This window comes from Metabacillus hrfriensis, assembly GCF_030127205.1.
In the GTDB taxonomy this organism is placed as follows: domain Bacteria; phylum Bacillota; class Bacilli; order Bacillales; family Bacillaceae; genus Bacillus_P; species Bacillus_P dongyingensis.
In genome coordinates this window covers 2,565,716-2,592,123 of record NZ_CP126116.1, presented here as the reverse complement: position 1 = coordinate 2,592,123, position 26,408 = coordinate 2,565,716, and the positions used below count along the sequence as shown (strand labels likewise).

The following is a 26,408-nucleotide window of genomic DNA, read 5'->3' as shown; positions in this document are numbered from 1 at the left end:
CGATTTGTTTCTCTTTTAATCACGAAAGGAGCGGGAAAAATGGAGCCTGTCCATGTTAACACAGCTACACAGCCTCTATCATATAGGCATAGCAGAAAACAAAAAGTTAAACGCCATTGGGATAAGTACGGTCTAATCTATATCTTTCTAGTGCCGATTCTGATCCACTTTTCCATCTTTCAGCTGTTCCCGATTCTTTTCAGTCTTGTGCTGACGTTTACAAACTGGCCTGTTATTGGGGAACCGCAATTTATTGGGCTAAAAAACTGGATGGCCTTGTTTAAAGATCAGCTGGCCCTGAAAGCCATCTGGAATACAGTTCTTTTTTCCTTTTATTATATTGTTCCGACAATGGCTCTCGGTCTTATTCTTGCTCTTTTAATCAACAGCGGAAAGCGGGGAACAGGATTTTTCAAAGGCCTGTTCTTTCTCCCGGTTGTTACATCGTTTGTTGTCATTTCAGGAATATGGGCGTGGATTTTCAAAGGTACAAATGAAGGATTTATCAATACGCTGCTCACCGCACTTGGCATGGATCCCCAGCTGTTTCTATCGGGTTCCAAGCAGGCGCTGATTGTTTTAGCCGGTCTGTCTATTTTTAAAGTCTGCGGAAGCACAATGATTTATTACTATGCCGGGCTGCAATCGATGCCTGGTGAGCTGTATGAAGCGGCGAAAATCGATGGTGCTTCTTCCTGGAAAATATTTTGGAAAATTACGTTTCCGCTTTTATTGCCCATTCACTTTTATGTGGCCATCATTACAACCATTGGCTCCTTCCAGATCTTTGACTCGGCCTTTATCCTGACATCAGGCGGTCCGAGCCAGTCAACGACTACAATCGTTTATTACTTGTACCAGGAAGGGTTTACATCACTTCGGCTCGGCTATGCGAGTGTGCTTGCCTACGTGCTGTTTGTTATAATCCTTGGCATCTCACTGCTTCAGAAAAAATATATGGGAAAAGAAATTTCCTATAAATAAGGAGGGGACTCGGCCAGATGAAAACGGCTGTTCGTTCAAATTGGATTTATGCACCCTTGCTGCTGATGGGAATTTTGTTTATTATGCCCTTTTTCATAATGATTGTCGGTTCTCTTCTTGAAATGAGGTCGCCGATTGGGAATCCCTTTAATTGGCTTTTTGAGGAAAAGGTGTCGATGGCAAACTTCGGCTATATTCTCGAAAGCGGCCAGTTTATAAAATGGGTTGGAAATTCTTTTATTATTACGATTATTCCTGTAATAACGAATATGTTTTTTTCAGCTATACTTGGTTATATATTTGCAAGAAAAGTATTTCCTTTCAGAGAATTTATTTTTTGGGTGATGATGGGAGTCGTCATGCTTCCAAATCAGCTTCTGATAATTCCCCGCTATATTATGTTCAGTGAATTTGGATGGATCAACACCTATCTGCCGCTGATAGTGCCTGAAATTTGGGGAATCATGGGAGTATTCTTTGTCCGGCAGTATATGATGACACTGCCGAAAGACCTGGAAGAAGCAGCCCATATTGACGGAGCAAACGATTTTACCGTCTTTTTCAGAATTTATCTGCCGCTTGCAAAGCCGGTAATTGCAACTGTTGGAACGTTCTCTTTCATTTCAAATTGGAACGATCTACTGACACCCCTTATCTTTACAACAAGTTCGGATATGTACCCGGTAACAGTCGGTTTAGCGTCGCTGTTGACAAAGGAAGGGAATTTCGGGGTGGAAATGGCGGGATCTGTTCTTTCATTTATCCCAACCTTTCTAATTTTCCTTTTCTTTCAGCGCTACTTTGTAAAAGGAATTGCACTCTCAGGCATCAAATAATTTTTTCCAGAAGGGGTTAGACAATCATGAGCGGAAAGATCAGTCGCGAAGAATTTAAAGTAAAGCTGAATCATTTGCTAACGAGTTTAAGAAAACAAATCAGCGAAGGAGAATATAAGGTGGGGGAGTATCTCCCGTCGGAGCTCATCCTGGCTGAACAATACGGGCTCAGTAAAAATTCTGTCAGAAAAGGTCTTGAAGAACTAGTTTCTGAAGGACTGATTGTAAAAAAGTCAAGGATCGGAAATCAGGTCATTTCAAGTCAGCCTTTTGACCAGACAATCCTAAGAGTCGGTTATTACCCGAATCTGCTGAAAGATGCTGTCTTTCAAAAGCTGATCAAACAATTCGAAGAAGAAAACCCATCCGTGAAAATCCAGACGATTTCGCTTCCGTACGATCACTATCAGCAGACCGTTCAGGACTTTATGGAAAACGAAATGCTCGATGCGGTCACAATTAATTATAAAGATTACTCTGATTTTGATACGGAATTTCGAAATGTGTTTGAGCCTATGAATAAAAACGATAGTATTTATCCATTTCTTCAAAAGCCATTTGAGACACGAGAATATCAGGATGAAGTTTACGTCCGTCCTTTCGTCTTCTCTCCAATTGTTCTTTGCTATAACAAGGATCATTTTGATGCTTCAGGCATCAGCTATCCGGACAGCGGCTGGAAATGGGATGAGGCGCTTTCCGCTGCAGGCAGGCTCATGAATTTTTCAAAAGAAGAAGGCACCTGCGGCTTATATTTTCATCCCCTGTCGTTAAACAGGTGGCCGATCTTTCTCCTTCAAAACCGCGTTGCTGCAGAATACAGCGCGGATGGGGAGGTGGCCATGAATGGCCTGCTTGAGAGCGTCAATCTCATTCGGAAAATTTTTGATGAGCAGGGAATTATGCAGACGTTTCTATCAGACAGCAATAAAGATGCCGAAACGCTTTTTGTCGATCAAAAGGCTTCCATGATCATGTCATCGTATTTCAGCCTGAATGAAATAGCCAGTCATGAAGTTTCCTATGATATAGCTCCGCTCCCTTATTTAAAAGATCCTAAAACTCTTCTGCTTATTATCGGTCTTGCGGTAAACAAACACTCGAAAAAGAAAAAAGCCGCGCAATCGTTTGTTGATTTTATTTCGAGCGAAGAAACCCAGGAGAGGATCCGAATTGAGACATTGAGCATTCCAGCCGTTAAAAAAGTAGCAGAGCGGCAAGGAGGCGAGAAAGTCTATAAACCGTCCCGCTATTTTCTTTTCAGAGAGATCATTCCGACCTTCAGTTTGTATACAGATCTTGGACTCTATTCAAAAGAATTAAACGAACTAAGAAAAGAGCTGCGGATTTATTTGTCTGATTTAATGGACGATAAAATTTTTTATCAGCGCATCAGCAAAAACCTCTCGAAAAAAGACTCAGTTGACTCAAGAAGAATAAAGGGCGGTGAATAAAGATGAAAACAGTTGCGGCGAAAAATCATCAGATTCAGCTTTTGCATGTAGAAAAGCCCGAGGATGTCCCAAAGACTTCCCTCTTAATAAGAACCCTGTACTCGGTCATCAGTCCGGGTACAGAGATTTCGGCGCTTAAACTGAGCACGGATCGCTGCATTTACCTTGGTTACAGCGCAGTCGGCATTGTAGAAAAGTGTGGGGATCATAATTCCGGCTTCAAAGAGGGAGATCTTGTTGCATGTTATGGGGCGCCTTACGTCCGGCATGCAGAGTATTTGCTTGTCCCACATACACTGTGCGGTAAAGTGCCGGATCACGTGAAGCCTGAAGAAGCTGCCTTATCCGGTCTTGGTGCCATTGCGATACACGCTTTAAGGGTTGCAGAGCTGCAATTTGGAGATAAGGCTGTAGTAGCAGGTCTGGGTATCATCGGACAGCTGATTGCACAGATCGCAGATGCTGCCGCTTATGAAGTATATGCTTACGACCTGTCCTTAAAGAGGACAGAAATGTTCTGCAGCAGACCTAACATTACCTGCTTTTCAGATCATAAGAAAATGGAAGAAGAGCTGAAAAAAGACGGATATGGACACGGAGCGGATGCTGTACTTTTATGTGCTGGAGGCAAACAGTCTCCTCTTACTGCCCAAAGCCTTAAATGGATCAGGGACAAAGGCAAAGTAGTCATCGTCGGTGATATAGAACCTAATTTTCCAAGAAGCGATATGTTCGCTAAAGAGGCACAGATAAGAATTTCCCGTGCTGGGGGGCCAGGCCGCTACGATCCGAAATACGAGCGTGAAGCAAGCGACTATCCCATCGGGTTTGTCAGATGGACAGAAGGACGCAATATAGATGAATTTTTGCGGCTGCTGAAAGATAAGAGAATTGATGTTTCCGAGTATGTAAAGGAAGTTGTCCATATTGACCAAATTTTATCTGCCTATGAGAGTCTTCTTGATAAGCAGTCATCTGTTTTAACGAAAGTCATCCAATATTAAAAAGGAGAGTGAGAGAATCAACGCTCTGTGAATCGATGTCAATGAAGCGGATAGCAGTCAGAAAAGCTTCTTCAACAATCGTTGGCGTTAATTATGGGAAGGATAACGTCTTTTTTTGTTGAATAATAACAATTGGGCAGGATCGATTCCATTAGGAATCAGAATTTAAAGTTTTTTCATCATTTTAAACTGGAAAGTATTGTTCTAAGGTGTGAAAGCTTTCAGCAAAGCGAATTTAAGGAGTGAATAGGAATGATTAATCAGGTTGGACAAATCATGGTATATGTAAATAACCAAGATAAGGCAGTAAAATTTTGGACAGAAAAAGTTGGGTTCACGGTTATTTCCGAAGAGGAAAACGGTCAAGGAATGAGATGGATTGAAATAGCCCCAGCAAATGATGTTGAAACAAGTATTATTCTTCACAACAAAGAATTAATCGCAAAAATGCAGCCTGAACTAAATCTTGGTACACCTTCCTTAATGTTTTTCACACAGAATCTCGATCAATTACACAGCCACTTAGTAAATGAAAATGTCATCGTCGGAGAAATCGTAAATATGCCTTCTGGGAGAGTATTTAACTTTGCCGATAGTGAAGAGAATTATTTTGCAGTGATGGAGAAAAGTGAATAACAAACAGTAAAAAGCAACTACTGTTTCAAAAAACGTACGGTCGATTCCAATTGGGATCGGCTTTTTGATTGACCATTGGTATTCTCCAAGTAATGAATCTTCTCTAACTAAAGGTGCCATTCCATTACTATGTGATCACTTTATACATATCAAGGTATCAGAAAGGTTCGATAATGAACTTTCTCGGTTTGGTGATAACGTCACTCTTAAGTGAAAATACAGTTATTCAAAAAGGGAAGTGTTATGAAAGGCTGTTAAAGTGGATTCATTTTATCATTAATAGTGTCGAGAAAAATCTAGTAATTAAACGTTTTTTGCTATCATTTTTATAGAAGTTATACAATATTCTTTTCCGATGGGACGATCAGCTGACATAGATGATTTACTATTAAATACATTTGGAGCATTGTTAGGGACTATAACTTGGAAACTCTTTATATTCTCAAATAAGACTTTGAATAGTAAACCGACAGAGAGAAATAACGTTATTTTTTAATCAGTAAAAAGGGGCGATTGCAGCAATGTGATTGCTTTTATTTGTTGAGAGTATAGTCAGGATTATCGAACAAATAATGGTAATATATGGTAAAATAGATTGACAGCATAACAAGAACTTAGGAGTGATTGGATGATTTTAGATTTAAAAGGCGAACCTGATATGGAACCTGTTGCAGGAATTCTTTATTCAATGGTGGACGGAAATTATAAACGTTTAAAATCTATTGTTGCTGGAATGTCACAAGAGGAATTAGATTATAAAGGTCCTAACCAGAAATATAACAGTACAGCCCAATTACTAAGGCATTTAGCTTACTTAGACCTCAACTGGGTGTTTAGAATAAAGGGTGAGGTAATGCCATTAGAACTTGAAGAGAAATTTGGACCGATGTTAGATGAAAAAAATCAATTACCGCAGCATAAAGGCATTTCTCTGGATGTGCTCACTAATGATTATGATGATGTTTTAAGTATGATTAAAACTTTATGCTGCCAGTTAACAGATAAACAATTAAATCAAACAGTTGAATATGAAAATGGTGTCGAAGCCACAATCCAATGGGGTATTTGGCACATAGCAGACCATAATAGATATCATCAAGCTCATATTAACCAACTGCGTAAATGGTTTAGCCAAAGTTGAAATGTTCGTTATCTATCTTGTTCAACTGAAGGGGGCGATTGCTGCACATAGTGATCGTCCCCTTTTTGAAGAAGGATTAACCATAAAACAGAAGCATAAGGTAATAGCAGGACAGTATCAAAGGAGGTTAGTATGAAAAAAACAATCTTATTAATTTCTTTGGTAATTTTCTTGGTTGGCTGTGGTAATAAATTTATCCGTTTTAATGGAGAAAGTGACAACTGGAAAGGCGAATACTCTACAAATATCGATGGTACAAGAGAAAATGGAGAATATACTTTCAGTTTCAAAAATGCAAAAAATGATACAGCATTTGAGAATCTTCAGATTGTTATTAATGATGATGAAACTCGGCTGATTGAAGATATTCATAAAGGGTCAACTGTTAAAATATCCTCTTCTTGTTCAGGATGTTCGGTTACATCTGAAGATGAAATTATAAAAGTTAATATTAAATGGGATGTTCAAAATGAAGAAACGTTTTTCTTAGAACTAGAAAAGTAAGATAGTATAACAACTAAAATATTTACTTTATGATTTTGGCTGCCATATGCGTCGGTATTGGACTTATGGGCAGCAATGTTTAATAAATACTTTTAATAACTAGATTATTCATTATTGATGAAACCTTTTACATAAATTACCGTATTATTTTAGAAGGACAAATATTACAAACAAACCACAAGGAGGGAAAAGGAAAATGGAGAAAGAACAATATCTAGAATGGTTAAATACCTTACAAGTTGGAGATGAAGTTGGAGTCATCGAGGAGATTGAAGGAATTGGACACACAATCAATTATTCTAATGCAAAAATTTCTAAAATTAAAGAAAATCGAGCTTTTGTTCTGTCGACTGGAACGAACTTTAACACTATGGGTGAATACCGTTACCAGGAACAATCTTTGGGAAACATTTTTCAATATAAAATGATTCCTTTAACAGAAGACATCCAGAAAAAGAGCCGATTTTATCACATTAATAAAATGATTGGCCTGCTGACTGGCGGAGGTCCCTTATAAAAAAATCAAGATAATTATATCTCTTTAAGGAGATTAAATAAATGGGAAATACGGATAAAAGAAATAAGTTAAATGAAGAGGTTTTTAGCTATCAAACAACAAAAGATAAAACGGTATTCATTTATTGGACTGGAAAACTAATAAAAGTTTTGAAAGGCAAGGCAGCAGCTAAATTCCTTGCAAATGCAGACTCTGCAGAAACAGAGGAAGATATTCAGCTTCTTTTAGCTAAGGCAACAGGGAATTTTAAGAGAGGAAACGAGAAGAGAAGCCTCTAATGTAGGCTTCACTATCTTTGCATGCAAAATGCGATAATCGTTAACTCGTACCTTCTGATGTTATGGCATCTGCTGCCAGCAGTGCACCTACTGCCTGAAGATATGCACCAAACCATGCAAGCGCTCTCCCTTCTGCATGATGTTCCTTTAAAAAATAAATGCCGCTTAGACCATCGACAGCAGAGCCGCTTGCAATTAAAAGATTTCCTGCAGTCAGCTGTTCACGATCCTTCTGGGCAGCAGTTCCGATTGCTTCTGCAGACGCCCCCAGTGACTGAATCACATTTCCAATAACATCAAGATAATGGCCATCTTTCTTTCGACCATCAAGAAGATATACCCTCGATGCAGCGTTTGCCGAATTTCCTGCTGCCTGCAGCCAGCTTCCGAATTCACTCACTTTTTTTTCGTGATGACCTGATTTCCCGATTGCCTGAAGCGAATTTCCTGCTGCTTCAATCGCATTGCCCGGGCCAGTCAATTTATAAGAAAGTTCTTCTTCACCAATTAAATTTATGCTTTCTCCGGATGCATTAATGAATGTGCCCGCCACAATAAGCCAAGCGCCGATGACTTCTAATTCATATTCAGTTTCTTTCATGCAGGCACCTCGCACCATATAAAAAATTTAATTATTACAGCATATGCGATATTTAATGGTTGTTGATTTGGGAAGATATCTTAAATTGAATCAGCCGCCGCAAGTAAAGAATGTTTTTAATTTCATTACTTTGTACATTAGTGAAGCGTTTCGTCCTTTTTGTGTATGATTGTTGATTTTCGGGCGAAGACACTCTATAAACGCATGATCGCATTCGCAAGACGAAATTCCACGGTCTAAACAGCGGTCATGTCTTTGACAGCAGGCATCAACATCATTGATAGGAAATCCGGGGCCGCTGCAGCCGGGACCGCACCATCTATAATCAGGGAAAATACAGCGTGGTCTTCTCTTGTTATTCTTCCTTCCTGTCATAAAAAGATCTCCTTTTTAGCTCGTATGCTCTATTTATATGAACGAGCATAGGTATTTGAATTGGCGAAAAACCCCATGCCATTATAAAAAAATAAGCCTTATTTTTAAGGAATTGTTTTTCTGAATTCAGATCGATCCGTTTCTTCCTTTCTAAAGTGGGTAATATATTAACAAAATGACCTGTTAAAAACTTAGCATCTTAAGAGAGATTTTTTCTAAATCGAAGGGAGAACAAGAATCTTGAAACTAACTTCTGAACAGAGGATTCAACTGCACGAATTTAATAACCTGACAAAATCGCTGAGCTTCAATATGTATGATGTTTGTTACACGAAAACAAAAGAAGAACGTGAAGCTTATATCCAATATATTGATGAGCAGTACAATGCTGAGCGTTTAACCAAAATCTTAAAAAATGTTACGGATATTATCGGTGCGCATGTACTGAATGTGGCACAGCAAAACTATGTGCCGCAGGGGGCAAGCGTGACAATTCTAGTATCCGAGGGTCCAGTTGTAGAAGTTCCTAATGAATCGTACGAAGAATCACCAGGTCCGCTTCCCGATTCGGTCGTTATGCAGCTTGATAAAAGCCATATTACCGTCCATACATATCCTGAATACCACCCGAATGAAGGAATCAGCACCTTCAGAGCGGATATTGATGTGTCAACTTGCGGGGAAATCTCACCCCTCAAAGCACTAAATTATTTAATCCATTCCTTTGATACAGATATAATGACAATGGATTACCGGGTGCGGGGTTTCACGAGGGATATTAACGGCGAAAAGCTGTTTATTGACCACGACATCAATTCTATTCAAAATTACATCCCTGAACAGGTGAAAGACGCATATGACATGATCGATGTTAATGTGTACCCTCAGAACATCTTTCATACTAAATGCAAACTGAAGGAATTTGATTTAAATAATTATTTATTCGGTTATACGAAGGACAAGCTCAGTAAAAATGAAAGAAACGAAATTACAGACCGGTTAAAAATTGAAATGGATGAAATTTTTTACGGAAAGAATATGAAGCCATTTTCAGGATGAAGAATGGGGGCTTTCTCACTATATGTGGGAGAGCCTTTATATTTGCTCCTTTCAAAAAAACAAAAGTTGGATTATCATAATGTAAATATGGGAGAAAAAAGGGGTAAAGGAGCAGGCATTTTGAAACCAGTCGAAGTAAAACGCAAAATACTCCGCATTTCAGACGGAAGCGCTATTGGGGAAGTGGATTCAATCGTTACTGAATATCCGGTAACCATAAAGGTTAACGGGGAAGAATTTGTCACGATGATCTGCTCGCCTGAATTTATTGAAGACATGGTGATCGGGTATCTGGCGTCAGAAGGAATCATTCAGGACTGTGATGATATAAAAGAAATCTGGATTCAGGAAAAAGCAGGGTTTGTACACGTAAACACCCGGAAAGACAATCCTTATTTTCAGCATTTTCAAAATAAACGCTATGTCACATCATGCTGCGGGATGAGCCGGCAGGGCTTTGTCTTTGCAAGTGATGCAAGGACAGCAAAAAAAATTGACGGTATACATGTTCAAATTACCTCAGATAAATGTTTTTCACTTATGAATGATATGCAGAGCCGGGCTGGTGTTTTTCATCAAACAGGAGGTGTGCATAATGCAGCCCTTTGTGATGAAAATGGGGTGATCCTTTGCAGAATGGATATTGGAAGACATAATGCGCTGGATAAGATTTATGGACACTGCCTTAAAAATAATATTTCCGTTCATAATAAAATCCTTGTTTTCAGCGGGAGAATCTCTTCAGAAATTCTCATAAAAACCGCTAAAATCGGATGTGAAATCGTATTGTCTAAATCAGCTCCAACTGAATTAGCGCTGAAGCTTGCTGAAGAACTTGGAATTACAGTGGTCGGATTTATTAGGGATTCATCCTTGAATGTCTATACATATCCTCAAAGAATCATTCCGGAACGAAATATCTGATTGTTTCATTTAGTTAGCATATTCTGAAGCTTACATGTAAAATACATAACAGAAAAGAGGCGAAGGATATGAAAAATTCTGAACTGGATTCATGGGACCGTCCGCTCCGAGATTTAAGAATCTCAGTCACAGACCGGTGTAATTTCCGCTGCCGGTACTGCATGCCGGAGGAGTTATTCGGCCCAGATTATTCTTTCTTGTCATCTGAGAAAATCTTATCTTTTGAGGAGATTGAGAGATTAGCTGTCATCTTTTCATCTTTAGGTGTAAAAAAACTCCGTCTGACTGGAGGGGAACCTCTGCTCAGAAAAGAGCTTCCTGTCTTAATAAGGATGCTAAAAAAGGTCGATGGGATTGACGACATCGGGTTAACGACAAATGGATCGCTTTTAAAAGGGTTTGCTGCTGAACTGTATGAGGCAGGTTTAAGACGCGTCACGGTAAGTTTGGATTCTTTAAATGAAGAGCGTTTTGCCGAGATGAATGGCCGCCGCAGCAAGGTGAAAAACATCCTGCAAGGAATTGAGGCAGCTGCCTTTGCCGGCTTGCAGGTCAAGATTAATATGGTTGTTCAAAAAGGGGTAAATGATGAGGACGTTCTTCCGATGGCCGATTATTTCAAAGCTCAAGGGCAGACCCTCAGATTTATTGAATATATGGATGTGGGAAACTCTAATGGCTGGAAGCTTGACCATGTTGTTTCAAAAAGTGAAATTTTAAGTTTGATAGGAGAACGTCATCCTTTAAACAAGATTCCTCCAAACTATACCGGAGAAGTCGCTGAAAGATATGAGTATCAAGATCAATCTGCTGAAATCGGGATCATCTCGTCAGTGACCGATTCTTTTTGCTCCACTTGTTCACGGGCCCGCATATCTGCTGAAGGCAAGCTATACACCTGCCTCTTTGCATCAAAAGGGACAGAGCTTAGACAACTGCTTCGTTCTGGAAAAAGCGATATGGAGCTGAAAGCGATCATTCGGGAAATATGGAATCAACGAAGCGACCGGTACTCAGATGAACGGACAAGTGAGACTGGCCAGAGGAATAAAGTAGAGATGTCTCATATCGGGGGATAATCAATAGAGAGGAGATGGCAGTTTGGTTGAAAAAAGGACACCTATTGCAGTTTCTGACGCTGTTCAAAAAGTCATGGACTTTGCTATTAGAGGAAAAGTGGAATTTGTGGCGCTTGAAAACTCATATGGGCGATTTTTAGCAGAAGATTTAATCGCAGACCATGATGTGCCGTCTTTTGACAGGTCCCCATATGATGGATTTGCTGTCCGTTCTGAAGATACTGCTCAAATCACGAGGATGAATCCAGGCGTGTTTGAAGTCATAGGAGAAATTGGAGCAGGTTCTGTCTTTCATACCGTTGTTGGACGGAATCAGGCTGTAAGAATTATGACCGGAGCTCAATTACCTGAAGGGGCAGATGCGGTTGTCATGCTCGAACTAACGAAAGAGATTGCAGGGGAAGAAGGAAAAAGATTTGAATTAAAGCGCCCCTTGAAAAGCGGAGAAAACATCTCTTTTCAAGGGGAAGATACAAAAAAAGGAACCATACTTGCCGGAAAAGGAAGCGTCATTACCCCAGGCATTGCCGCTTTGCTTGCGACGTTCGGGTATCATGAGGTTCCGGCAGCGAAAAAGCCAGTAATCGGAGTGCTTGCAACGGGCAGTGAACTGCTTGATGTCAATGAACCGCTGCAGCCTGGAAAAATCCGCAACAGCAACTCTTATATGATTCTCGCTCAAATTGAACGGGCAGGCGGAGAGGCGAAGTATTTCGGGAAATTCAGCGATGATCTTGAACAATGCATCAATGCCGTGAGAGAAGCACTAAGTCAAGTCGATCTGTTGATTACAACTGGCGGAGTGTCTGTTGGTGATTATGATTATTTGCCTGCAATTTATGAAAAGCTCGGTGCAGATGTTCTTTTTAATAAAATTGCGATGAGGCCGGGAAGTGTCACTACCGTTGCTGCTTTAGATCAAAAATTGCTGGTTGGCCTTTCGGGAAATCCTTCTGCTTGTTTTGTTGGATTTGAATTGTTTGTCAGGCCTGTCATCCGGCATCACAATTTTCACCTATCACCGCATGTAAGAAAAGAAAAAGCTTATTTGGGCGAGGATTTTTCCAAGGCTAATCCATTTACCAGGTTTGTAAGGGCTGAGCTTCATTTTAATGAGGGCCGGCTTACTGTTCTTCCTTCTGGCTTTGATAAATCAAGTGCCGTTTCATCCTTAGCTGAAGCAAACGCACTTATTATTCTTCCCGGAGGAACGAGAGGCTATCAGGCTGGCATGATGGTGGATGTCCTATTATTGGATGATCAAAAGGGAAGTGATTGGCCGTGGGAAAACATTGTGCCGTCATACAAATAATCGGACATCAAAACGCAGGAAAGACAACTTTATTGGAAAAGCTCATAAAAAGAGCTGAAGAGAACAGACATCAAGTTGGAACAATCAAGCATCACGGACACGGAGGCATTCCTGATCATAGATTTCAGGTGAAAGACAGTGATCGCCATTCAAAAGCAGGGGCTGTTTTAGCAGGGGTTGAAGGCGATGGTGTCCTTTTGCTCAGTTTGGCAGGTCAGCATTGGCCGCTTGCAAAGCTGGTGGAAATCTACCAATCTCTCTCCATTGATACAATTTTCATAGAGGGATACAAGAAAGAACATTTTCCAAAAGTAGTTTTATTAAAAGAGGAAAGTGATCTCTCTCTATTAAAATTAAGCAGCATCATATGCGTTATTTCTTGGTTTGATATCCACAGCTTAAACATTCATGTTCCAATCTTTCATATCGAAGATGAACAGAATTATATCGACTACATAATAGGAAGTGTGAGGGGTCAGCATGAGTCAGGAATATTTTGAGATTACGAAGCATCCAATTTCAGCTGATCAAGTGACGAATAAAGTTGCAAGAAGAGAAGCTGGAGCCATTACAGCTTTTATTGGGACAGTAAGAGAATTTACACATGGCAAAAGAACGCTCCATTTAGAGTATCAGGCATATGAACCGATGGCTGTAAAAATGCTTGAACAAATTGGGGAAGAAATAAAAGGACGCTGGCCGGATGCCATAACAGCTATTACCCACCGCATAGGCAAGCTCGAGATTTCAGATATAGCTGTTGTGATTGCTGTTTCTTCTCCACACAGGAAAACAGCATATCAAGCAAATGAATATGCCATAGAGCGGATCAAACAGATTGTTCCAATCTGGAAAAAAGAACATTGGGAAGATGGGACAATGTGGATTGGAGATCAGCTTGGGCAAACACCATACCCTGAGGGAAAACCCATGAAAGAGGGCGGGAAAAATGATTAAAATCTTGCTGTTTGCCCATTTACAGGATGAGGCCGGAACCGCTGCAATGGAAATTGACAAAAAGGGCCTTACCGTGCACGAATTAAAACAGCTGCTGCAGGATAACCACGGGCTGCAAGGATTAAGCAGTGTCATGACCGCGATTAATGAAAGCTTTGCAAATGAAGGTGATATAATTAAAGATGGAGATACTGTTGCGTTCATTCCTCCTGTAAGCGGAGGCTAAGAAAAGATGGGTTTCAGTTTAGCTGAAACTCTTTTTTTGTTTCATTCCTTCATGATATGAACAGTTTGAGGTTTATCGATTGTTGAAAAGACAGAATCTTGCTACAATTTAGGGAGCGCTTACATAAAGTGCCGCCTTGTTTTGTTCCTGATAGCAGAGGGTAAATATAATGCTGTATTGAAAATTGATTGAACATTTCAACTATTCTTGAAAGGGGAGGTCTTTTTGTCAGATAGTTTTAGCGTGAAAATAAACGGATCCGAAGCCAAAGTAAATGAAAATCAGACAGCTCTCCAGATTCTTACCGGCCAAAAACTGGAGGTCCCCAGTGTTTGCTTTCATCCGAGCCTTGGTGCAATTGAAACATGTGATACATGCATCATTAAAGTAAACGGTGAATTTGTGAGAGCATGTTCAACAGAGATCAGGAACGGGGATGTGATCGATTCATTATCACCTGAAGTAATAGAGGCCCAGCTCATTGGCATGGACCGGATTTTGCACAATCATGAGCTATATTGTACAGTCTGCGATTACAATAATGGAGGCTGTGAAATACACAATACGGTGAAAGAAATGAAAATCAATCATCAAAGCATACCCTTTGCCCCGAAGCCTTATGAAATAGACCAGACGAATCCTTTTTACCGATATGATCCCGATCAATGTATTCTTTGCGGCAGATGTGTAGAAGCATGTCAGAATGTACAGGTTACAGAGACCCTTTCAATTGACTGGGAACGAGACCGGCCCCGTGTGATTTGGGACAACGACGTGGCGATCAATGAATCATCATGTGTTTCTTGCGGTCATTGTTCAACTGTTTGCCCATGCAACGCAATGATGGAAAAGGGGATGGAAGGGGAAGCGGGGTATTTAACAGGAATCTCCAAACAAACATTGCGCCCGATGATTGAGATCACGAAAAATGTTGAAACCGGCTACGGTTCAATCCTTGCTATATCTGACATGGAATCAGCTATGCGTGATGAGAGAATCAAAAAGACAAAAACCGTCTGTACATATTGCGGAGTCGGCTGCAGCTTTGACATTTGGACGAAAGGGAGAGAAATCTTAAAGGTTGAACCTCAGGCTGAGGCACCAGCCAATGGGATCTCAACCTGTGTGAAAGGCAAGTTCGGGTGGGATTATGTGAATAGCGAAGAACGACTTACGAAGCCGCTGATCAGAGAAGGAGATTCCTTCCGGGAAGCTGAATGGGATGAGGCACTGACGCTGATTGAGCGAAAGTTTTCTCAAATAAAAAATGAACATGGGCCTGACGCACTGAGCTTTATCAGTTCCTCGAAATGCACAAATGAAGAATCATATTTAATGCAAAAGCTTGCCCGGTCAGTAATAGGCACGAATAATATTGATAATTGTTCAAGGTACTGTCAGACACCGGCAACAATGGGATTGTTCCGAACAGTCGGCTATGGAGGGGATTCCGGCACGATAAAGGATATTGAGATGTCAGAGCTTGTCCTGATCATCGGCTCAAACACTTCAGAATCGCATCCAGTTCTGTCCACCAGAGTGAAGCGGGCTCACAAGCTGCATGAACAGAAGCTGATTGTCGCAGACCTCAGAAAACATGAAATGGCTGAGCGCTCCGACTTATTTATTCAGCCTGAATCTGGTACAGACATTGTGTGGCTATCTGCGGTAACCAACTATATAATCGACCGGGGCTGGGCAGACATGCAATTTTTGAAGAACAGAGTAAATGGATTTGATGTCTATAAGGAAAGCTTAAAGAAATTCACACTGGAATATGCAGCAAAAACGACAGGCATATCTAAAAACAAATTGATAAAAATAGCTGAGATGATCCATGAATCGAAAAGCACAGTCGTCCTTTGGGCCATGGGCGTCACTCAGCATTCTGGAGGAAGCGACACGAGTACAGCCATCTCGAACCTGCTGCTGATTACAGGAAATTATGGCCGTCCCGGAACAGGTTCTTACCCTTTGAGAGGCCACAATAATGTGCAGGGAGCAAGTGATTTTGGAAGCATGCCTGACAGGCTGCCTGCCTATGAAAAAATTACCGATCCTGCTGTACGTGCAAAATATGAAAAAGGATGGGGAGTCAAACTGCCGGCGCACCCGGGTTTAAACAACCACGAAATGGTGGCCGGGATTCATGCCGGCAGTGTGAGAGCGATGTATTTAAAAGGAGAGGAAATGGGGATTGTGGATTCAAACTTGAACTACGTCCACGCTGCTTATGAAAAATTGGATTTCTTCGTCGTTCAGGACCTCTTTTTATCGAAAACAGCTGAATATGCTGATGTTGTGCTTCCGGCAAGTCCAAGCCTTGAAAAAGAAGGAACATTTACGAATACTGAACGCAGAATTCAGCGTTTATATCAGGTCCTAGAACCTTTAGGAGACTCAAAGCCGGACTGGAAAATCATCATGGAAATTGCGAATAAGCTTGGGGCTCACTGGGATTATAAACATCCTGCCGACATTATGTCAGAAGCAGCAATGCTCGCCCCTCTTTTTGCAGGAGTAAACTATGAGCGGCTTGAAGGGTACAGGAGTCTTCTATGGCCTGTAGCAGCTGATGGAACAGATACACCGGTCCTTTTCCTGAATGAATTTCCTTTTCCGGACGGCAAGGCCCGCCTCTTTCCCGTCGATTGGACGAAGCCGCTCCATTTTGGAGATGAATATGATATTCACGTGAATAATGGAAGGCTGCTTGAACATTTTCACGAAGGCAATATGACTTATAAATCAAAAGGAATTACTTCAAAAACACCAAGTGTATTCCTTGAGGTATCTCCTGAGCTTGCTTTGGAGCGCGGACTAAAAGACGGATCACTTGTCAGGCTGATATCTCCATATGGAAAAGTAAAGGTTAAATGTGTGATTACAGATCGTGTGAAAGGAAAAGAAGTGTACCTGCCGATGAATGATTCAGGTGAATCAGCTATTAATCTTATTACGAGCAGCTATGCAGATAAAGACACAGATACACCCGCTTATAAAGAAGTAAAAGCAAAACTTGAGGTGCTGGAAATCGAGGGTGTCAATCCACTGCCAAAAACCAATTTCCGATATGGAAACCCTAATCCTCAAAGAGGGGTAGAAGTAGAAAGAAAATGGAAGCGAAAAGATTATACATTCCCAGGCGACCTCGTTAGGAAGGAGGGAAATAAGGTTGGCAAAAGCAACTAAAACCATTACCCGAATTGAAAAAACAGAAGAAGAAAAGCGAAAAGATGACTTAAGAGAAGTTGAAAATGCTTTAATAGATCATAAAGACGCTATTATTGATACGCTTGAGATTCTTCAGCACATGCAGGATAGAGGGATTTTGCCCTTGTTGAAGGGTTTATTCGGACAGGGTGACAAAGTAATGGACATTTTAGTTAAAACAGTAGATAAAAAAGAAACAACCAACAGTTTAAAAAATCTGCTTTTAATAACAGGGGTCCTTGGCATGATCAATGTCAAGCAGCTGGAACCATTTTTATTAAAAGTGAATGCGGGAATTGCAAGAGTGGCTGAAAATAAAAATCCATCAGAAAAAACGAGCTATTTTGACATTGCCCGCTCGCTGAAGGATCCTGAAGTAAACCGCGCAGTCACAATGCTGATCAGTTTCTTGAAGGGAATGGGTCAGGAGACCGAGCACATTGAAAAAACCACGCAAAGTAAAGAAAATCAAGCGCGTCATAAAAATGAAACTCTGGAATAAGGAAATGAGGGCAGACAACCAAAGTGTCTGCCTTCACCCTAATGCTCAGAAAAGAGGAGAAAAAAATGACGAAAACGAAAAATCGCTGGCTGATCGCAGCAGCGGCGGTAGGGATCCACATTTCAATTGGCTCTGTTTATTCGTGGAGTGTATTTACCAATCCCCTCAGAGATGAGCATAATTGGGGGTTAAGCGAAATCTCTCTTACATTCAGCATTGCGATTCTGTTTTTAGGATTATCTGCAGCATTTATGGGACATTTTGTTGAAAAATATGGACCAAGAGCCTCCGGTCTTGTTTCTACGCTATGTTTTGCAGCAGGATTAATAGGAGCAGGTTTTGCTGAAAGTATTGGTTCTTTGTATCTTTTGTATTTTTTTTATGGAGTACTTGGAGGCATTGGGCTTGGCATCGGATATATTACCCCGGTTTCCTCATTAGTTAAATGGTTTCCCGATAGAAGAGGACTTGCGACCGGACTTGCCATAATGGGCTTTGGGTTTGCATCTCTAATTGCCAGTCCTGTTATAGCATCCCTCATATCAAGTGTTGGAATAGACAGGACTTTTTATATACTTGGAACCGTCTATTTTATCATCATGATCTCATCATCGCTTTATCTTGCTCCTCCTCCTGAGGGATGGATACCTGTAAATAAGAAAGGGAATCAGCCTGCCGCAGAAATTGTAAAGAGTGATCTGTCACAGATGACAGCAAATGAAGCGGTCAAAACACTGCGTTTTTGGGCTTTGTGGGGAATGCTTTTTATCAATGTTACCTGTGGAATTGCAATAATATCAGTAGCATCCCCGATGGCTCAGGATATTGCAGGTTTAAGCACAGCTGCAGCCGCTGCTATGGTAGGTATTATGGGGTTATTTAATGGCTTTGGACGAATAGGGTGGGCATCTGTATCAGACTATATTGGCCGTCCTAACGTCTATACTGCTTTCTTTGCCATTCAAACCGCTGCATTTCTTTTACTGCCTAATGTCACAAACGCCATCGTATTCCAGGCCCTTATCTTCTTAATATTAACCTGCTATGGAGGAGGATTTGCTTCCATTCCAGCTTATATTGGCGATCTTTTTGGCACAAAACAGCTTGGGGCTATCCATGGATATATTCTGACGGCATGGGCGGCTGCAGGACTGGCAGGTCCTCTTGTTGTTTCATGGATCAGAGAAACGACTGACAGCTATTCCTTGACCCTCTATATTTTTGCAAGTGCATTTGTTGCTGCTTTAGCAATTTCTCTTCTAATAAGGATCAATATAAAAAAAGTTCGTGATCTAAATCGCACCTCTGCATCTAATGCAGTAAGCCATCATAATTAATAAAAACATGTGCATCCTATTTAATAAATAGGATGCACATGTTTTTATTAATAGGGAAAATATTCAAAAATAAGCAAAATACTTACTTTAAATGGCGCAATAGACACAAAGGTAAAGGGTGATATATTATGGAACAAAAGCCTTTGCATTATGACGGCAGTGTACAAACTGTATCTGATAAGGAGCTCCGTTTGAACGAACAGCTCATAATAACAGATGAAATTAGAAAAAACCTTGGATTTAATCCTTATTTTTCTGACAGCAATGAATAAAATCGAGAAGGACTTGTGAAAACAAGTCCTTTTTTTATACGGAAATAAACATGGAATATTTTATCTGAAGTTGTAAAAATTAAAGAAAACACACCTGCTTTATCCCCGAGGTGAATTTATGGAACAAAAAATGAATAAAAAAATTGAACGCATTTTGATCTTTTTATGCATGTTGGCAATTGCTTTATATGTGTCACCACTTTATATCCTAAACGAAAATGCGCACATTCGCATTCATGATAACCTGGATTCTAACCTTGCCTGGTATAAAGTACTGACCGAAAATGGTTATCTCTTCAGCGGACTGGATGGAACTTTGCCGAAAATCATAAACGGACTCCCAAGAAATGCGCTCGGTTCAGAATGGAATCTTCAAATCTGGCTTTATAATTGGTTTCCGACTATGTCAGCTTATGCATTATCTCAATCTATAACAAGAGTTTTTGCCTTTTTGGGCATGTTTCTTCTCTTGAAGGACCATTTTATGAAAGAAAGGAAATATCTATTTATTATCGCAGGGACTGCCTTAACATTTGCCCTGACACCTTTCTGGCCCCAGGGGATGCTCAGTACGCTTGGAATGCCTCTTGCTTTATGGGCCTTTTTAAATATCAGAAAGGGTAATCATTCTTGGCGCTGCATTGCTGTTTTAACCTTGCTTCCTTTTTACTCAAGCTTCGTCTTAGGTTTTTTCTTTTTTTTAGCGGCTATGGGTATTCTATGGATAGTGGATGTGATGAAAGACAAGAAATGGAATTTCCCTTTTCTTGTCTCCATCGGATACATGACACTTGTCTTTTTTATAGTTGAATACCGATTAATCTATTCCTTTTTATTTTCATCTGAACCAAATAGCCGTGATGAATACTTTCATGCGAGACTTCCTTTATGGCGAGTCATAAGGCTCACATTTAAGAACTTTGTATTAGGCCATACACATGTTATGACCGTTCATGGCCTGATTATCCTGCCGGTCACTCTGATTGCTCTATACATAATTATCCGTAAAAGAAAATGGAAACTTGAAAAGCCTTTTGTCTTTTTATTAAGCTTCAATTTCTGTTTATCAGCATGGTATGCCTTCTGGTTTTATAAGGGCTGGCTTCCTTTAACGGAACGTTTTCATTTCATGGATACCTTCAACTTTGCTAGATTTCACTTTTTGCGTCCTATCGTTATTTATATTGGATTCGCTCTCGGACTAAAAATTTTATACAGTGAATTCCGGAGAAAATGGGTAATCGGGGCGTGTATTCTAGCTCAGGTATTTTTGCTTGGCAGCTTTAACGATGAAATTATCTATCAAAATAAACCATCTGTAAAAGAATTCTACGCAGAGGAACAATTCGCCGAAATTAAAAAACATATCGGCATGCCTGTTGAGGATTACAGAGTTGCAAGTCTCGGGCTTCATCCTGCCATCGCTCAATACAACGGATTTTATACTCTCGATACATATAACAACTTTTACCCGCTCTCGTATAAATATCAATTTCGGCAAATCATTGAAAAAGAACTTAGTAAAAATAATAGGCTGCGGATTTATTTTGATGAGTGGGGAGGGCGGTGCTATCTATTCAGCAGCGAGCTCGGGAAAAGGTATATGTTTACTAAAAATTCAACAATTAAATTGAAAGATCTTGATTTGAATATGGAACCATTTAAAAAAATGGGGGGAAGGTATATTTTTTCAAGCTTGCCGATCGAACATCCCGAAAAGAACCATCTAATTTTGGATCATGTATTTCATTCTCACGAATCTGTATGGAGAATTTATCTTTATAAGGTCAAATAAACACCATGGGGGACTTCACATAATGAATGCACCAACGCTAACCATTGTAGTTCCATGCTATAACGAAGAAGAAATTCTACCTCAAACCATTCATAAACTAAGTCAATTGCTGGACAGTTTGTGTATAGAGAAGAAAATCTCATCAAAAAGCAAAGTCCTGTTCATTGATGATGGCAGCAAAGACTCTACGTGGACAATTATTAATAAAGCATGCCTTCATTTGGACAGGGTAGCAGGGTTAAAATTATCACGAAATGCAGGACATCAACATGCATTGCTTGCAGGCATGTTTGCAGCAAATGAGGGATCCGACTGCATTATCTCTATTGATGCAGATCTTCAGGATGATATCACAGTCATTCATGAATTTATTGACAACTATCAAAAAGGGTATGAAATCGTTTATGGAGTCAGAAAGAAAAGAGAAACAGATACTCTTTTTAAACGCAAATCGGCTGAATGGTTTTATAAGTTAATGAAAAAGCTTGGAGTTGAGCTTATATACAATCATGCGGATTATCGACTGATGAGCAATCGTGCTGTACAAGAATTGAAAGGATTTGAGGAGGCTAATTTGTTTTTGCGGGGCATCGTTCCTCTCATTGGGTTTAAATCAGCCAAGGTCTACTATGACCGGAAAGAAAGGCTTGCAGGGGAAACCAAGTATCCTTTAAGCAAAATGCTTTCCTTTGCCTTTGATGGCATCACATCCTTTTCAGTTACACCGATCCGCTTAGTTTTATCAATGGGTTTGATTACTTTTATTGTTAGTCTTCTGTTCAGCGTTTACTGTCTGACGATGAAATATTTAGGAAGGACTCAATCAGGATGGACTTCTTTAATTGCCTCTATATGGTTAATAGGCGGTTTGCAGATGATTGCTACAGGATTAGTCGGAGAGTATATCGGAAAAGTGTACAAAGAAACAAAAAGGCGTCCCAAATATATTGTCGAGATTGATTTATTCAATCTTCCCATCCAAAAAAATAACCTGATTCAAGAAGAAGACTATCGCTATGAGCTCAGAAAGTAATTTCATTCGACTTGATCCTCTTTTACTAAAATTCATTCTCGTCGGAATTATGAATACAGCCGCAGGCTTATCAGCAATCTTGCTTTTGCTGAACGTAATTAATGTTTCTTACTGGCTATCAACTTTTTTGGGAAATACCATAGGTGCAGCCATCAGCTATTATTTAAATCGTTCATTTACCTTTTCAAGTCAGGCCAGCATCAAAAAAAGCCTCCCGCGGTTTATAATAGTGATTGTATTTTGTTATTTTGTGTCATTTTCCGTCGCAAAAGCTGCAGCTAAACTCATTTATACTGGATTCCCCCTAGGCTTTATCTTGACTCAAGATATGCTTGCTGTACTAGCAGGGACAGGTTTTTATACGATCTTAAATTTTTTGGGACAGAAGTATTTTGTTTTCAAATACTGATTATTAACGCTGATATCAGCTACCATACGAAAAAAGCAGAAGTATATACATTACTGCTGCTTTTTTTATCTATCTAAACTATGTTCTAAATAATCAGACTAATTTCCGAAATAATTGTTATAGTCCTGGTCATTTTTAAATTCTATCGGTCCTACATCCATTCTAAAGCTGCCATCTGAGTACAGAAGTGGTGAAGCCTCGGAATGATCACGTGAATAACGTTCTACATGTGATACTTTCATCGCCTTTGAGTCTGTGAAATCAATATGAGCTATGGCAACCCAATAAGCTAAATCATTACGTTCCAGCAGCGGAGCGACGACGACATTACCCATATGATTATCAACCACAGCTTTGGCTTTCATTGACTTAAAGCTTCCAATACCGTTTCCAACAGCACTATATGCAGCAAACATAACATATGACAATTCATCAGTCCGATATATTTCAATTGTTTCTGTTCCAAATTTCTGAGAGTCTCCATCAAGACGAATAAAAGGAAATTGACTGCTGCTTCCTAAATCCTTGTAATAGATCTTCCCTTGAAAACCTGTTTTAGTAACATAAAAACAATATAGATCAAGATCTTTATTTGACTCCCATTCAAGAACTGCGGTAATTCTTTGAGATTTCTGAATATTGACCGATTGTTTTTTCTTTAATTCGATTTTAGAAAAGTTTATTTTTGAAGCTGGCTTTTTCGAAATGGGTTCAGGTATATGATGAACTGATTTTACCTCTTTGGGAGCCAGCTGAGCAGGAGTTTCTTCTTCTATTTCAACTCCGAAATCCTTGCATAATGAAGCAAGACCTCCAAAATAACCAGCTCCAACACTATTAAACTTCCATTCTCCGGAATGTCTATAAAGATCGCCGACAACTATTGCCGTTTCTTCTGAAAATGTATTTGGAACAGGGAAGCAATAATATTCCTTTCCAGACTGTTCATCAACAATAGATAAAGTGATATCCGAAACTTGTCTAAATGAACCCTTAGTTCCATTTTTTTGATAGATAGTAAGAGAAAATACGATTTTACTAATTTCGGAAGGAACTTTATTTAAAAAAATCTGAAAAGGCTGGATGCCCGAAAAGGAATTCTTTTTAATAACAGATCCACAGCCAGAGGAAGTCTGTCCGTAAAAGACAAAATCTGAATCTTTTAAAACTTTTCCATTTGAACCTACTAAAAATGCAGAAGCATCTATTTCCAGATCTATAGCTGTATGCCAGCTTAACTCAATATTTACACACCTTAATTTTGGATCAAGTCTTGTCAGATCAGCTTTTTGACCTTTAACTAGTACAATTGACATTCTGAAATCCTTCCTCTCGATTATTTTTATTAAATCATCCTTAAATTATAATCCAAAAGTAACAAATCTAATATAAAAAATTGTAGATTCATTCCTTTATTGAAGAAGCTATTTATTCAAATTAAACTATGTTCTAAATAATCATTATACTTATAAAAATGCTCAGACTATATTCCGATTACTACTCCATTTCACTTTCTAACTAAAAAAGGATATAAAGGGTCAAAAGACTCAATTTCCGTCTTAATGCAGGAAATTTTTCTAAAAACATTGAATTATTAGAACATGCTGCATGTAAACGATCTTCAAAAAGGAGATGGTTAAATTGGGTGAAAAGAGAAGTGCTAGCGGATTTTTGTTAAAACAAAGAGCTTTTTTAAAGCTCTACATGATTCGCATGACAGAGCAGGACCGGCTTTATGGATTAAAGCTTCTGGATGTGCTGCGGGACGAATTCAGAAGATATGGATACAGGCCAAATCATTCTGAAGTTTATAAATCATTACACGAATTAATTGAAGATGGTGTATTAAAGCAAGTGAAGCGGAAGAAAGAAGGCATGAAGCTGCAGGAAGTCGTTTATTACAAGTTTGAAGATTATGAGAAGGCAAAGCTATACAAAAAACAGCTGAAAACAGAATTGGATCGGTGTCAAAAACTTCTCGATAAGGCTATTCAGGATAATTTCTCATAACATCAGGCAGTTCTTCAGAATCCATGAAACGGATTCTTTTTTTGTTTGAAGTATGATTATGTTAGGTTATGATAAGTATTAGAATTTCTGCAAAAAAATTGGAGGACTATAAATTGCTGAAAAAAACAATAAAAGCATACATTGAAAATGAAATAGCCAATCATCCTGAAAATCTATCTATTGGAATTTACAAAGCAGAAAAGGAATATGCAGAGGCACACAGTCTGGTTCCGGAGCAAGTTACTTTAGAAGAGCTGAAAGCACTTTCCCGTTTTATGCATTCCTATGTTGAACGAGTGGATAAAGAAACGGAGGAATTGATTGCAGTTGAGAAGCCGTCAGATTTTCTTCAGGAAAAAGTAAGTTTCTTAAAAACCAATCAAAAAGAGTTTGTTTATTTAGAATCTGAATGGTTTGACATCATCAAAATTGATGGATTAACCCTTGAGCATGATGATGTTTTTGGATCTTATAAAGGTCTACTTGGGTTAAAGCAAAAAAAAGCTGCAGGAAGCAGCATCCGTGAATGGTTGAATGAAAAGGCAAATGGAGAATCAACTAAATTCCAGCTGCTATTCAATGACAAAGACGGCTTATGGGATGTTAATTTTGACTGTGATCTGATAGATGGTTTTCACGAAAACTTATCACTTAATGCAGCTTTTGAATTAATCTATGATTTCCTCTTTCAGCTTGTGAATGAATTAGATAGGAAAGGACAATAAAAGATTACACCAAGCCTGCAGAAATGCAGGTTTTTCATTTTTTGAAAAATTAGGCGTTCACCCTTATTCACTCTTAACATATGTTAGTAGAAAAGAGGGAGAGGATGATTGGATGAAAGGAAAAGCTCTACATTATTTTGCTAGCGGCAATACAGCTAAAGGATATTTCAGTCTGTATAATTTTTCAGTTAAAGGGTTAAATCGGGTATTTTTGCTACAAGGCGGGTCAAGATCCTGCAGATCAGAATACATGAAAACAATAAGTGAATCATTGCTTTCAGCAGGTCATTCGATTGAGTATTTACACTGCCCTTCAAATAATGACTGGATTGAAGGATTTATTGTTTCTGATGCCCGTATCGGTATTATTGATGATGCGGTTCCTGAGATTCGCAAACATATTTCGGATGAAAACCTGCAAGTTATTGTTCTTGAAAATGAAATGAAAATTCATTCTGCAAATAGGGATGCAATTGGACAGCTAAACGCCGATATTTCTTCTAAATTTCAAGAGGCTTACGGAACGTTTGCCGCATCACTAAAAGCGCATGATGAGATTGAAGATATTTACATCGCAAATATGGATTTTACTAAAGCCAACCAATTGTCGAATGATTTGATTGAACTTTTCTTTGGAGAGGAAAAGGCTGACAAACCTTCGAATGTAAAACACCGCTTCTTAGGCGCTGCTACACCTGATGGAGCAGTAGATTTTATTCAAAACTTAACAGAAGATATCGGGAAACGGTATTTTATAAAAGGCAGGGCAGGTTCAGGAAAATCTACTATGCTTAAAAAAATTGCAGCTGCTGGAGAAAAAAAGGGATACGACGTTGAAATTTATCATTGCGGATTTGATCCAAACAGCTTGGACATGGTCATTCTTCGTGAAAAAGGCATCGCAATATTTGACAGCACGGCACCTCATGAATATGAACCTGAACGAGAAACAGATGAGATCATTGATATGTATCAAACTTGCATAACGCCTGGGACAGATGAAAAATTCGCATCTGAAATCAATCGAACAACTAAAGCTTATAAGGACAAAATGAAAGAAGCAATCACATACCTGTCAGAAGCAAAAGAACTGATAGATCAGCTGGAGGAAATCAAGGGAGAAAAAAACTCTTCACGTTTTATTGATCTATACGAACTAATAGCAGGAGAGATAAAACTATATTTGAATCATTCATGATATAGAAAATAGAGCTAAACAAACATT

General features: G+C 39.4%; 30 protein-coding genes. 27 read left to right on the top strand and 3 right to left on the bottom strand.

The genetic code is table 11. The annotated features are described in order from the left end of the window. The first annotated feature begins 39 nt into the window (after positions 1–39). From QLQ22_RS12975 to QLQ22_RS12930, 10 genes are all read left to right on the top strand, one after another. Entirely contained in the window at positions 40–984 is a 945-nt protein-coding gene (locus QLQ22_RS12975; RefSeq protein WP_252206885.1) for a carbohydrate ABC transporter permease, read from the top strand. Between the two features lie 17 nt (positions 985–1,001). After that, positions 1,002–1,820, top strand: coding sequence for a carbohydrate ABC transporter permease (locus tag QLQ22_RS12970; protein WP_252206884.1), 819 nt, complete (start codon positions 1,002–1,004; stop codon positions 1,818–1,820). Positions 1,821–1,846: 26 nt separating this feature from the next. After that, positions 1,847–3,274 (top strand): extracellular solute-binding protein, encoded by a 1,428-nt coding sequence (locus QLQ22_RS12965; protein ID WP_223435240.1) that lies wholly within the window; start codon positions 1,847–1,849, stop codon positions 3,272–3,274. Between the two features lie 2 nt (positions 3,275–3,276). Beyond that, on the top strand, positions 3,277–4,278 hold the full coding sequence (locus QLQ22_RS12960) for a zinc-dependent alcohol dehydrogenase (protein ID WP_223435238.1): 1,002 nt from the start codon (positions 3,277–3,279) through the stop codon (positions 4,276–4,278). Between the two features lie 252 nt (positions 4,279–4,530). After that, the gene (locus QLQ22_RS12955) at positions 4,531–4,914 is read left to right on the top strand and encodes a VOC family protein (RefSeq protein WP_223435237.1); all 384 of its coding nucleotides are present in this window, start codon (positions 4,531–4,533) and stop codon (positions 4,912–4,914) included. Positions 4,915–5,233: 319 nt separating this feature from the next. Further along, positions 5,234–5,410, top strand: coding sequence for a VanZ family protein (locus tag QLQ22_RS12950; protein WP_349654978.1), 177 nt, complete (start codon positions 5,234–5,236; stop codon positions 5,408–5,410). Positions 5,411–5,542: 132 nt separating this feature from the next. Then, positions 5,543–6,055 (top strand): DinB family protein, encoded by a 513-nt coding sequence (locus tag QLQ22_RS12945; protein WP_223435235.1) that lies wholly within the window; start codon positions 5,543–5,545, stop codon positions 6,053–6,055. 132 nt (positions 6,056–6,187) lie between these two features. Beyond that, positions 6,188–6,559 carry a hypothetical protein gene (locus QLQ22_RS12940; RefSeq protein WP_223435234.1) on the top strand — a complete coding sequence of 124 codons (372 nt, stop codon included), beginning with the start codon at positions 6,188–6,190 and terminating at the stop codon, positions 6,557–6,559. A gap of 196 nt (positions 6,560–6,755) precedes the next feature. Beyond that, positions 6,756–7,076, top strand: a complete 321-nt coding sequence (locus tag QLQ22_RS12935; protein ID WP_223435232.1) for a hypothetical protein — start codon at positions 6,756–6,758, stop codon at positions 7,074–7,076. A 41-nt stretch (positions 7,077–7,117) separates the two neighbouring features. Next, complete coding sequence (locus QLQ22_RS12930; RefSeq protein WP_223435230.1) at positions 7,118–7,354, top strand: hypothetical protein; 237 nt, start codon at positions 7,118–7,120, stop codon at positions 7,352–7,354. Positions 7,355–7,394: 40 nt separating this feature from the next. Here QLQ22_RS12930 and QLQ22_RS12925 read toward each other — a convergent pair whose 3' ends face one another. Both QLQ22_RS12925 and QLQ22_RS12920 read right to left on the bottom strand, forming a co-directional pair. Continuing rightward, the gene (locus tag QLQ22_RS12925; RefSeq protein WP_223435227.1) at positions 7,395–7,955 is read right to left on the bottom strand and encodes a DUF6944 family repetitive protein; all 561 of its coding nucleotides are present in this window, start codon (positions 7,953–7,955) and stop codon (positions 7,395–7,397) included. Positions 7,956–8,045: 90 nt separating this feature from the next. After that, the gene (locus QLQ22_RS12920) at positions 8,046–8,330 is read right to left on the bottom strand and encodes a phospholipase A2 family protein (protein ID WP_223435225.1); all 285 of its coding nucleotides are present in this window, start codon (positions 8,328–8,330) and stop codon (positions 8,046–8,048) included. A gap of 240 nt (positions 8,331–8,570) precedes the next feature. On the opposite strand from QLQ22_RS12920, the gene speD reads away from it, so the two are divergent. The 14 genes from speD to QLQ22_RS12850 all read left to right on the top strand — a co-directional run bounded on the left by speD (position 8,571) and on the right by QLQ22_RS12850 (position 22,448). Continuing rightward, positions 8,571–9,389: an adenosylmethionine decarboxylase gene (speD, locus tag QLQ22_RS12915; RefSeq protein WP_223435223.1), complete on the top strand. Its 819-nt coding sequence runs from the start codon at positions 8,571–8,573 to the stop codon at positions 9,387–9,389. Positions 9,390–9,509: 120 nt separating this feature from the next. After that, positions 9,510–10,313 carry a formate dehydrogenase accessory sulfurtransferase FdhD gene (gene fdhD, locus QLQ22_RS12910; protein ID WP_223435221.1) on the top strand — a complete coding sequence of 268 codons (804 nt, stop codon included), beginning with the start codon at positions 9,510–9,512 and terminating at the stop codon, positions 10,311–10,313. A 68-nt stretch (positions 10,314–10,381) separates the two neighbouring features. Next, positions 10,382–11,392, top strand: a complete 1,011-nt coding sequence (gene moaA, locus QLQ22_RS12905) for a GTP 3',8-cyclase MoaA (protein ID WP_223435219.1) — start codon at positions 10,382–10,384, stop codon at positions 11,390–11,392. A gap of 22 nt (positions 11,393–11,414) precedes the next feature. After that, complete coding sequence (locus QLQ22_RS12900) at positions 11,415–12,704, top strand: molybdopterin molybdotransferase MoeA (RefSeq protein ID WP_223435217.1); 1,290 nt, start codon at positions 11,415–11,417, stop codon at positions 12,702–12,704. Further along, positions 12,674–13,204 (top strand): molybdopterin-guanine dinucleotide biosynthesis protein B, encoded by a 531-nt coding sequence (mobB, locus tag QLQ22_RS12895; RefSeq protein WP_223435215.1) that lies wholly within the window; start codon positions 12,674–12,676, stop codon positions 13,202–13,204. The genes QLQ22_RS12900 and mobB overlap by 31 nt, the downstream gene beginning before the upstream one ends. Then, positions 13,185–13,661, top strand: coding sequence for a molybdenum cofactor biosynthesis protein MoaE (locus QLQ22_RS12890; RefSeq protein WP_223435213.1), 477 nt, complete (start codon positions 13,185–13,187; stop codon positions 13,659–13,661). The genes mobB and QLQ22_RS12890 overlap by 20 nt, the downstream gene beginning before the upstream one ends. Continuing rightward, positions 13,654–13,887: a molybdopterin converting factor subunit 1 gene (gene moaD / locus QLQ22_RS12885; protein ID WP_223435211.1), complete on the top strand. Its 234-nt coding sequence runs from the start codon at positions 13,654–13,656 to the stop codon at positions 13,885–13,887. Before QLQ22_RS12890 ends, moaD begins: the two co-directional genes overlap by 8 nt. Positions 13,888–14,112: 225 nt before the next feature. Beyond that, entirely contained in the window at positions 14,113–17,079 is a 2,967-nt protein-coding gene (gene fdhF / locus QLQ22_RS12880) for a formate dehydrogenase subunit alpha (protein WP_284014907.1), read from the top strand. Continuing rightward, positions 17,063–17,602 (top strand): helical membrane plugin domain-containing protein, encoded by a 540-nt coding sequence (locus tag QLQ22_RS12875; protein ID WP_284014906.1) that lies wholly within the window; start codon positions 17,063–17,065, stop codon positions 17,600–17,602. Before fdhF ends, QLQ22_RS12875 begins: the two co-directional genes overlap by 17 nt. Before the next feature lie 65 nt (positions 17,603–17,667). Beyond that, positions 17,668–18,939 carry an L-lactate MFS transporter gene (locus QLQ22_RS12870; protein WP_252206878.1) on the top strand — a complete coding sequence of 424 codons (1,272 nt, stop codon included), beginning with the start codon at positions 17,668–17,670 and terminating at the stop codon, positions 18,937–18,939. A gap of 128 nt (positions 18,940–19,067) precedes the next feature. Continuing rightward, positions 19,068–19,211 carry a hypothetical protein gene (locus tag QLQ22_RS12865; RefSeq protein ID WP_223435204.1) on the top strand — a complete coding sequence of 48 codons (144 nt, stop codon included), beginning with the start codon at positions 19,068–19,070 and terminating at the stop codon, positions 19,209–19,211. A 118-nt stretch (positions 19,212–19,329) separates the two neighbouring features. After that, positions 19,330–21,006, top strand: a complete 1,677-nt coding sequence (locus QLQ22_RS12860) for a DUF6044 family protein (protein WP_284014905.1) — start codon at positions 19,330–19,332, stop codon at positions 21,004–21,006. Positions 21,007–21,028: 22 nt separating this feature from the next. After that, on the top strand, positions 21,029–22,039 hold the full coding sequence (locus tag QLQ22_RS12855; RefSeq protein ID WP_223435200.1) for a glycosyltransferase family 2 protein: 1,011 nt from the start codon (positions 21,029–21,031) through the stop codon (positions 22,037–22,039). Continuing rightward, positions 22,023–22,448 (top strand): GtrA family protein, encoded by a 426-nt coding sequence (locus QLQ22_RS12850; protein WP_223435197.1) that lies wholly within the window; start codon positions 22,023–22,025, stop codon positions 22,446–22,448. The genes QLQ22_RS12855 and QLQ22_RS12850 overlap by 17 nt, the downstream gene beginning before the upstream one ends. 98 nt (positions 22,449–22,546) lie before the next feature. On the opposite strand, the gene QLQ22_RS12845 is transcribed toward QLQ22_RS12850, so the two are convergent. After that, the gene (locus QLQ22_RS12845) at positions 22,547–23,764 is read right to left on the bottom strand and encodes a TerD family protein (protein WP_284014904.1); all 1,218 of its coding nucleotides are present in this window, start codon (positions 23,762–23,764) and stop codon (positions 22,547–22,549) included. Between the two features lie 325 nt (positions 23,765–24,089). Here QLQ22_RS12845 and QLQ22_RS12840 point away from each other — a divergent pair, with 325 nt between their 5' ends. From QLQ22_RS12840 to QLQ22_RS12830, 3 genes are all read left to right on the top strand, one after another. Continuing rightward, positions 24,090–24,458, top strand: coding sequence for a replication termination protein (locus QLQ22_RS12840; protein ID WP_252205539.1), 369 nt, complete (start codon positions 24,090–24,092; stop codon positions 24,456–24,458). Between the two features lie 113 nt (positions 24,459–24,571). After that, on the top strand, positions 24,572–25,183 hold the full coding sequence (locus tag QLQ22_RS12835; protein ID WP_223435191.1) for a hypothetical protein: 612 nt from the start codon (positions 24,572–24,574) through the stop codon (positions 25,181–25,183). Between the two features lie 250 nt (positions 25,184–25,433). Continuing rightward, complete coding sequence (locus QLQ22_RS12830) at positions 25,434–26,381, top strand: hypothetical protein (RefSeq protein ID WP_223435189.1); 948 nt, start codon at positions 25,434–25,436, stop codon at positions 26,379–26,381. Positions 26,382–26,408 lie beyond the last annotated feature (27 nt).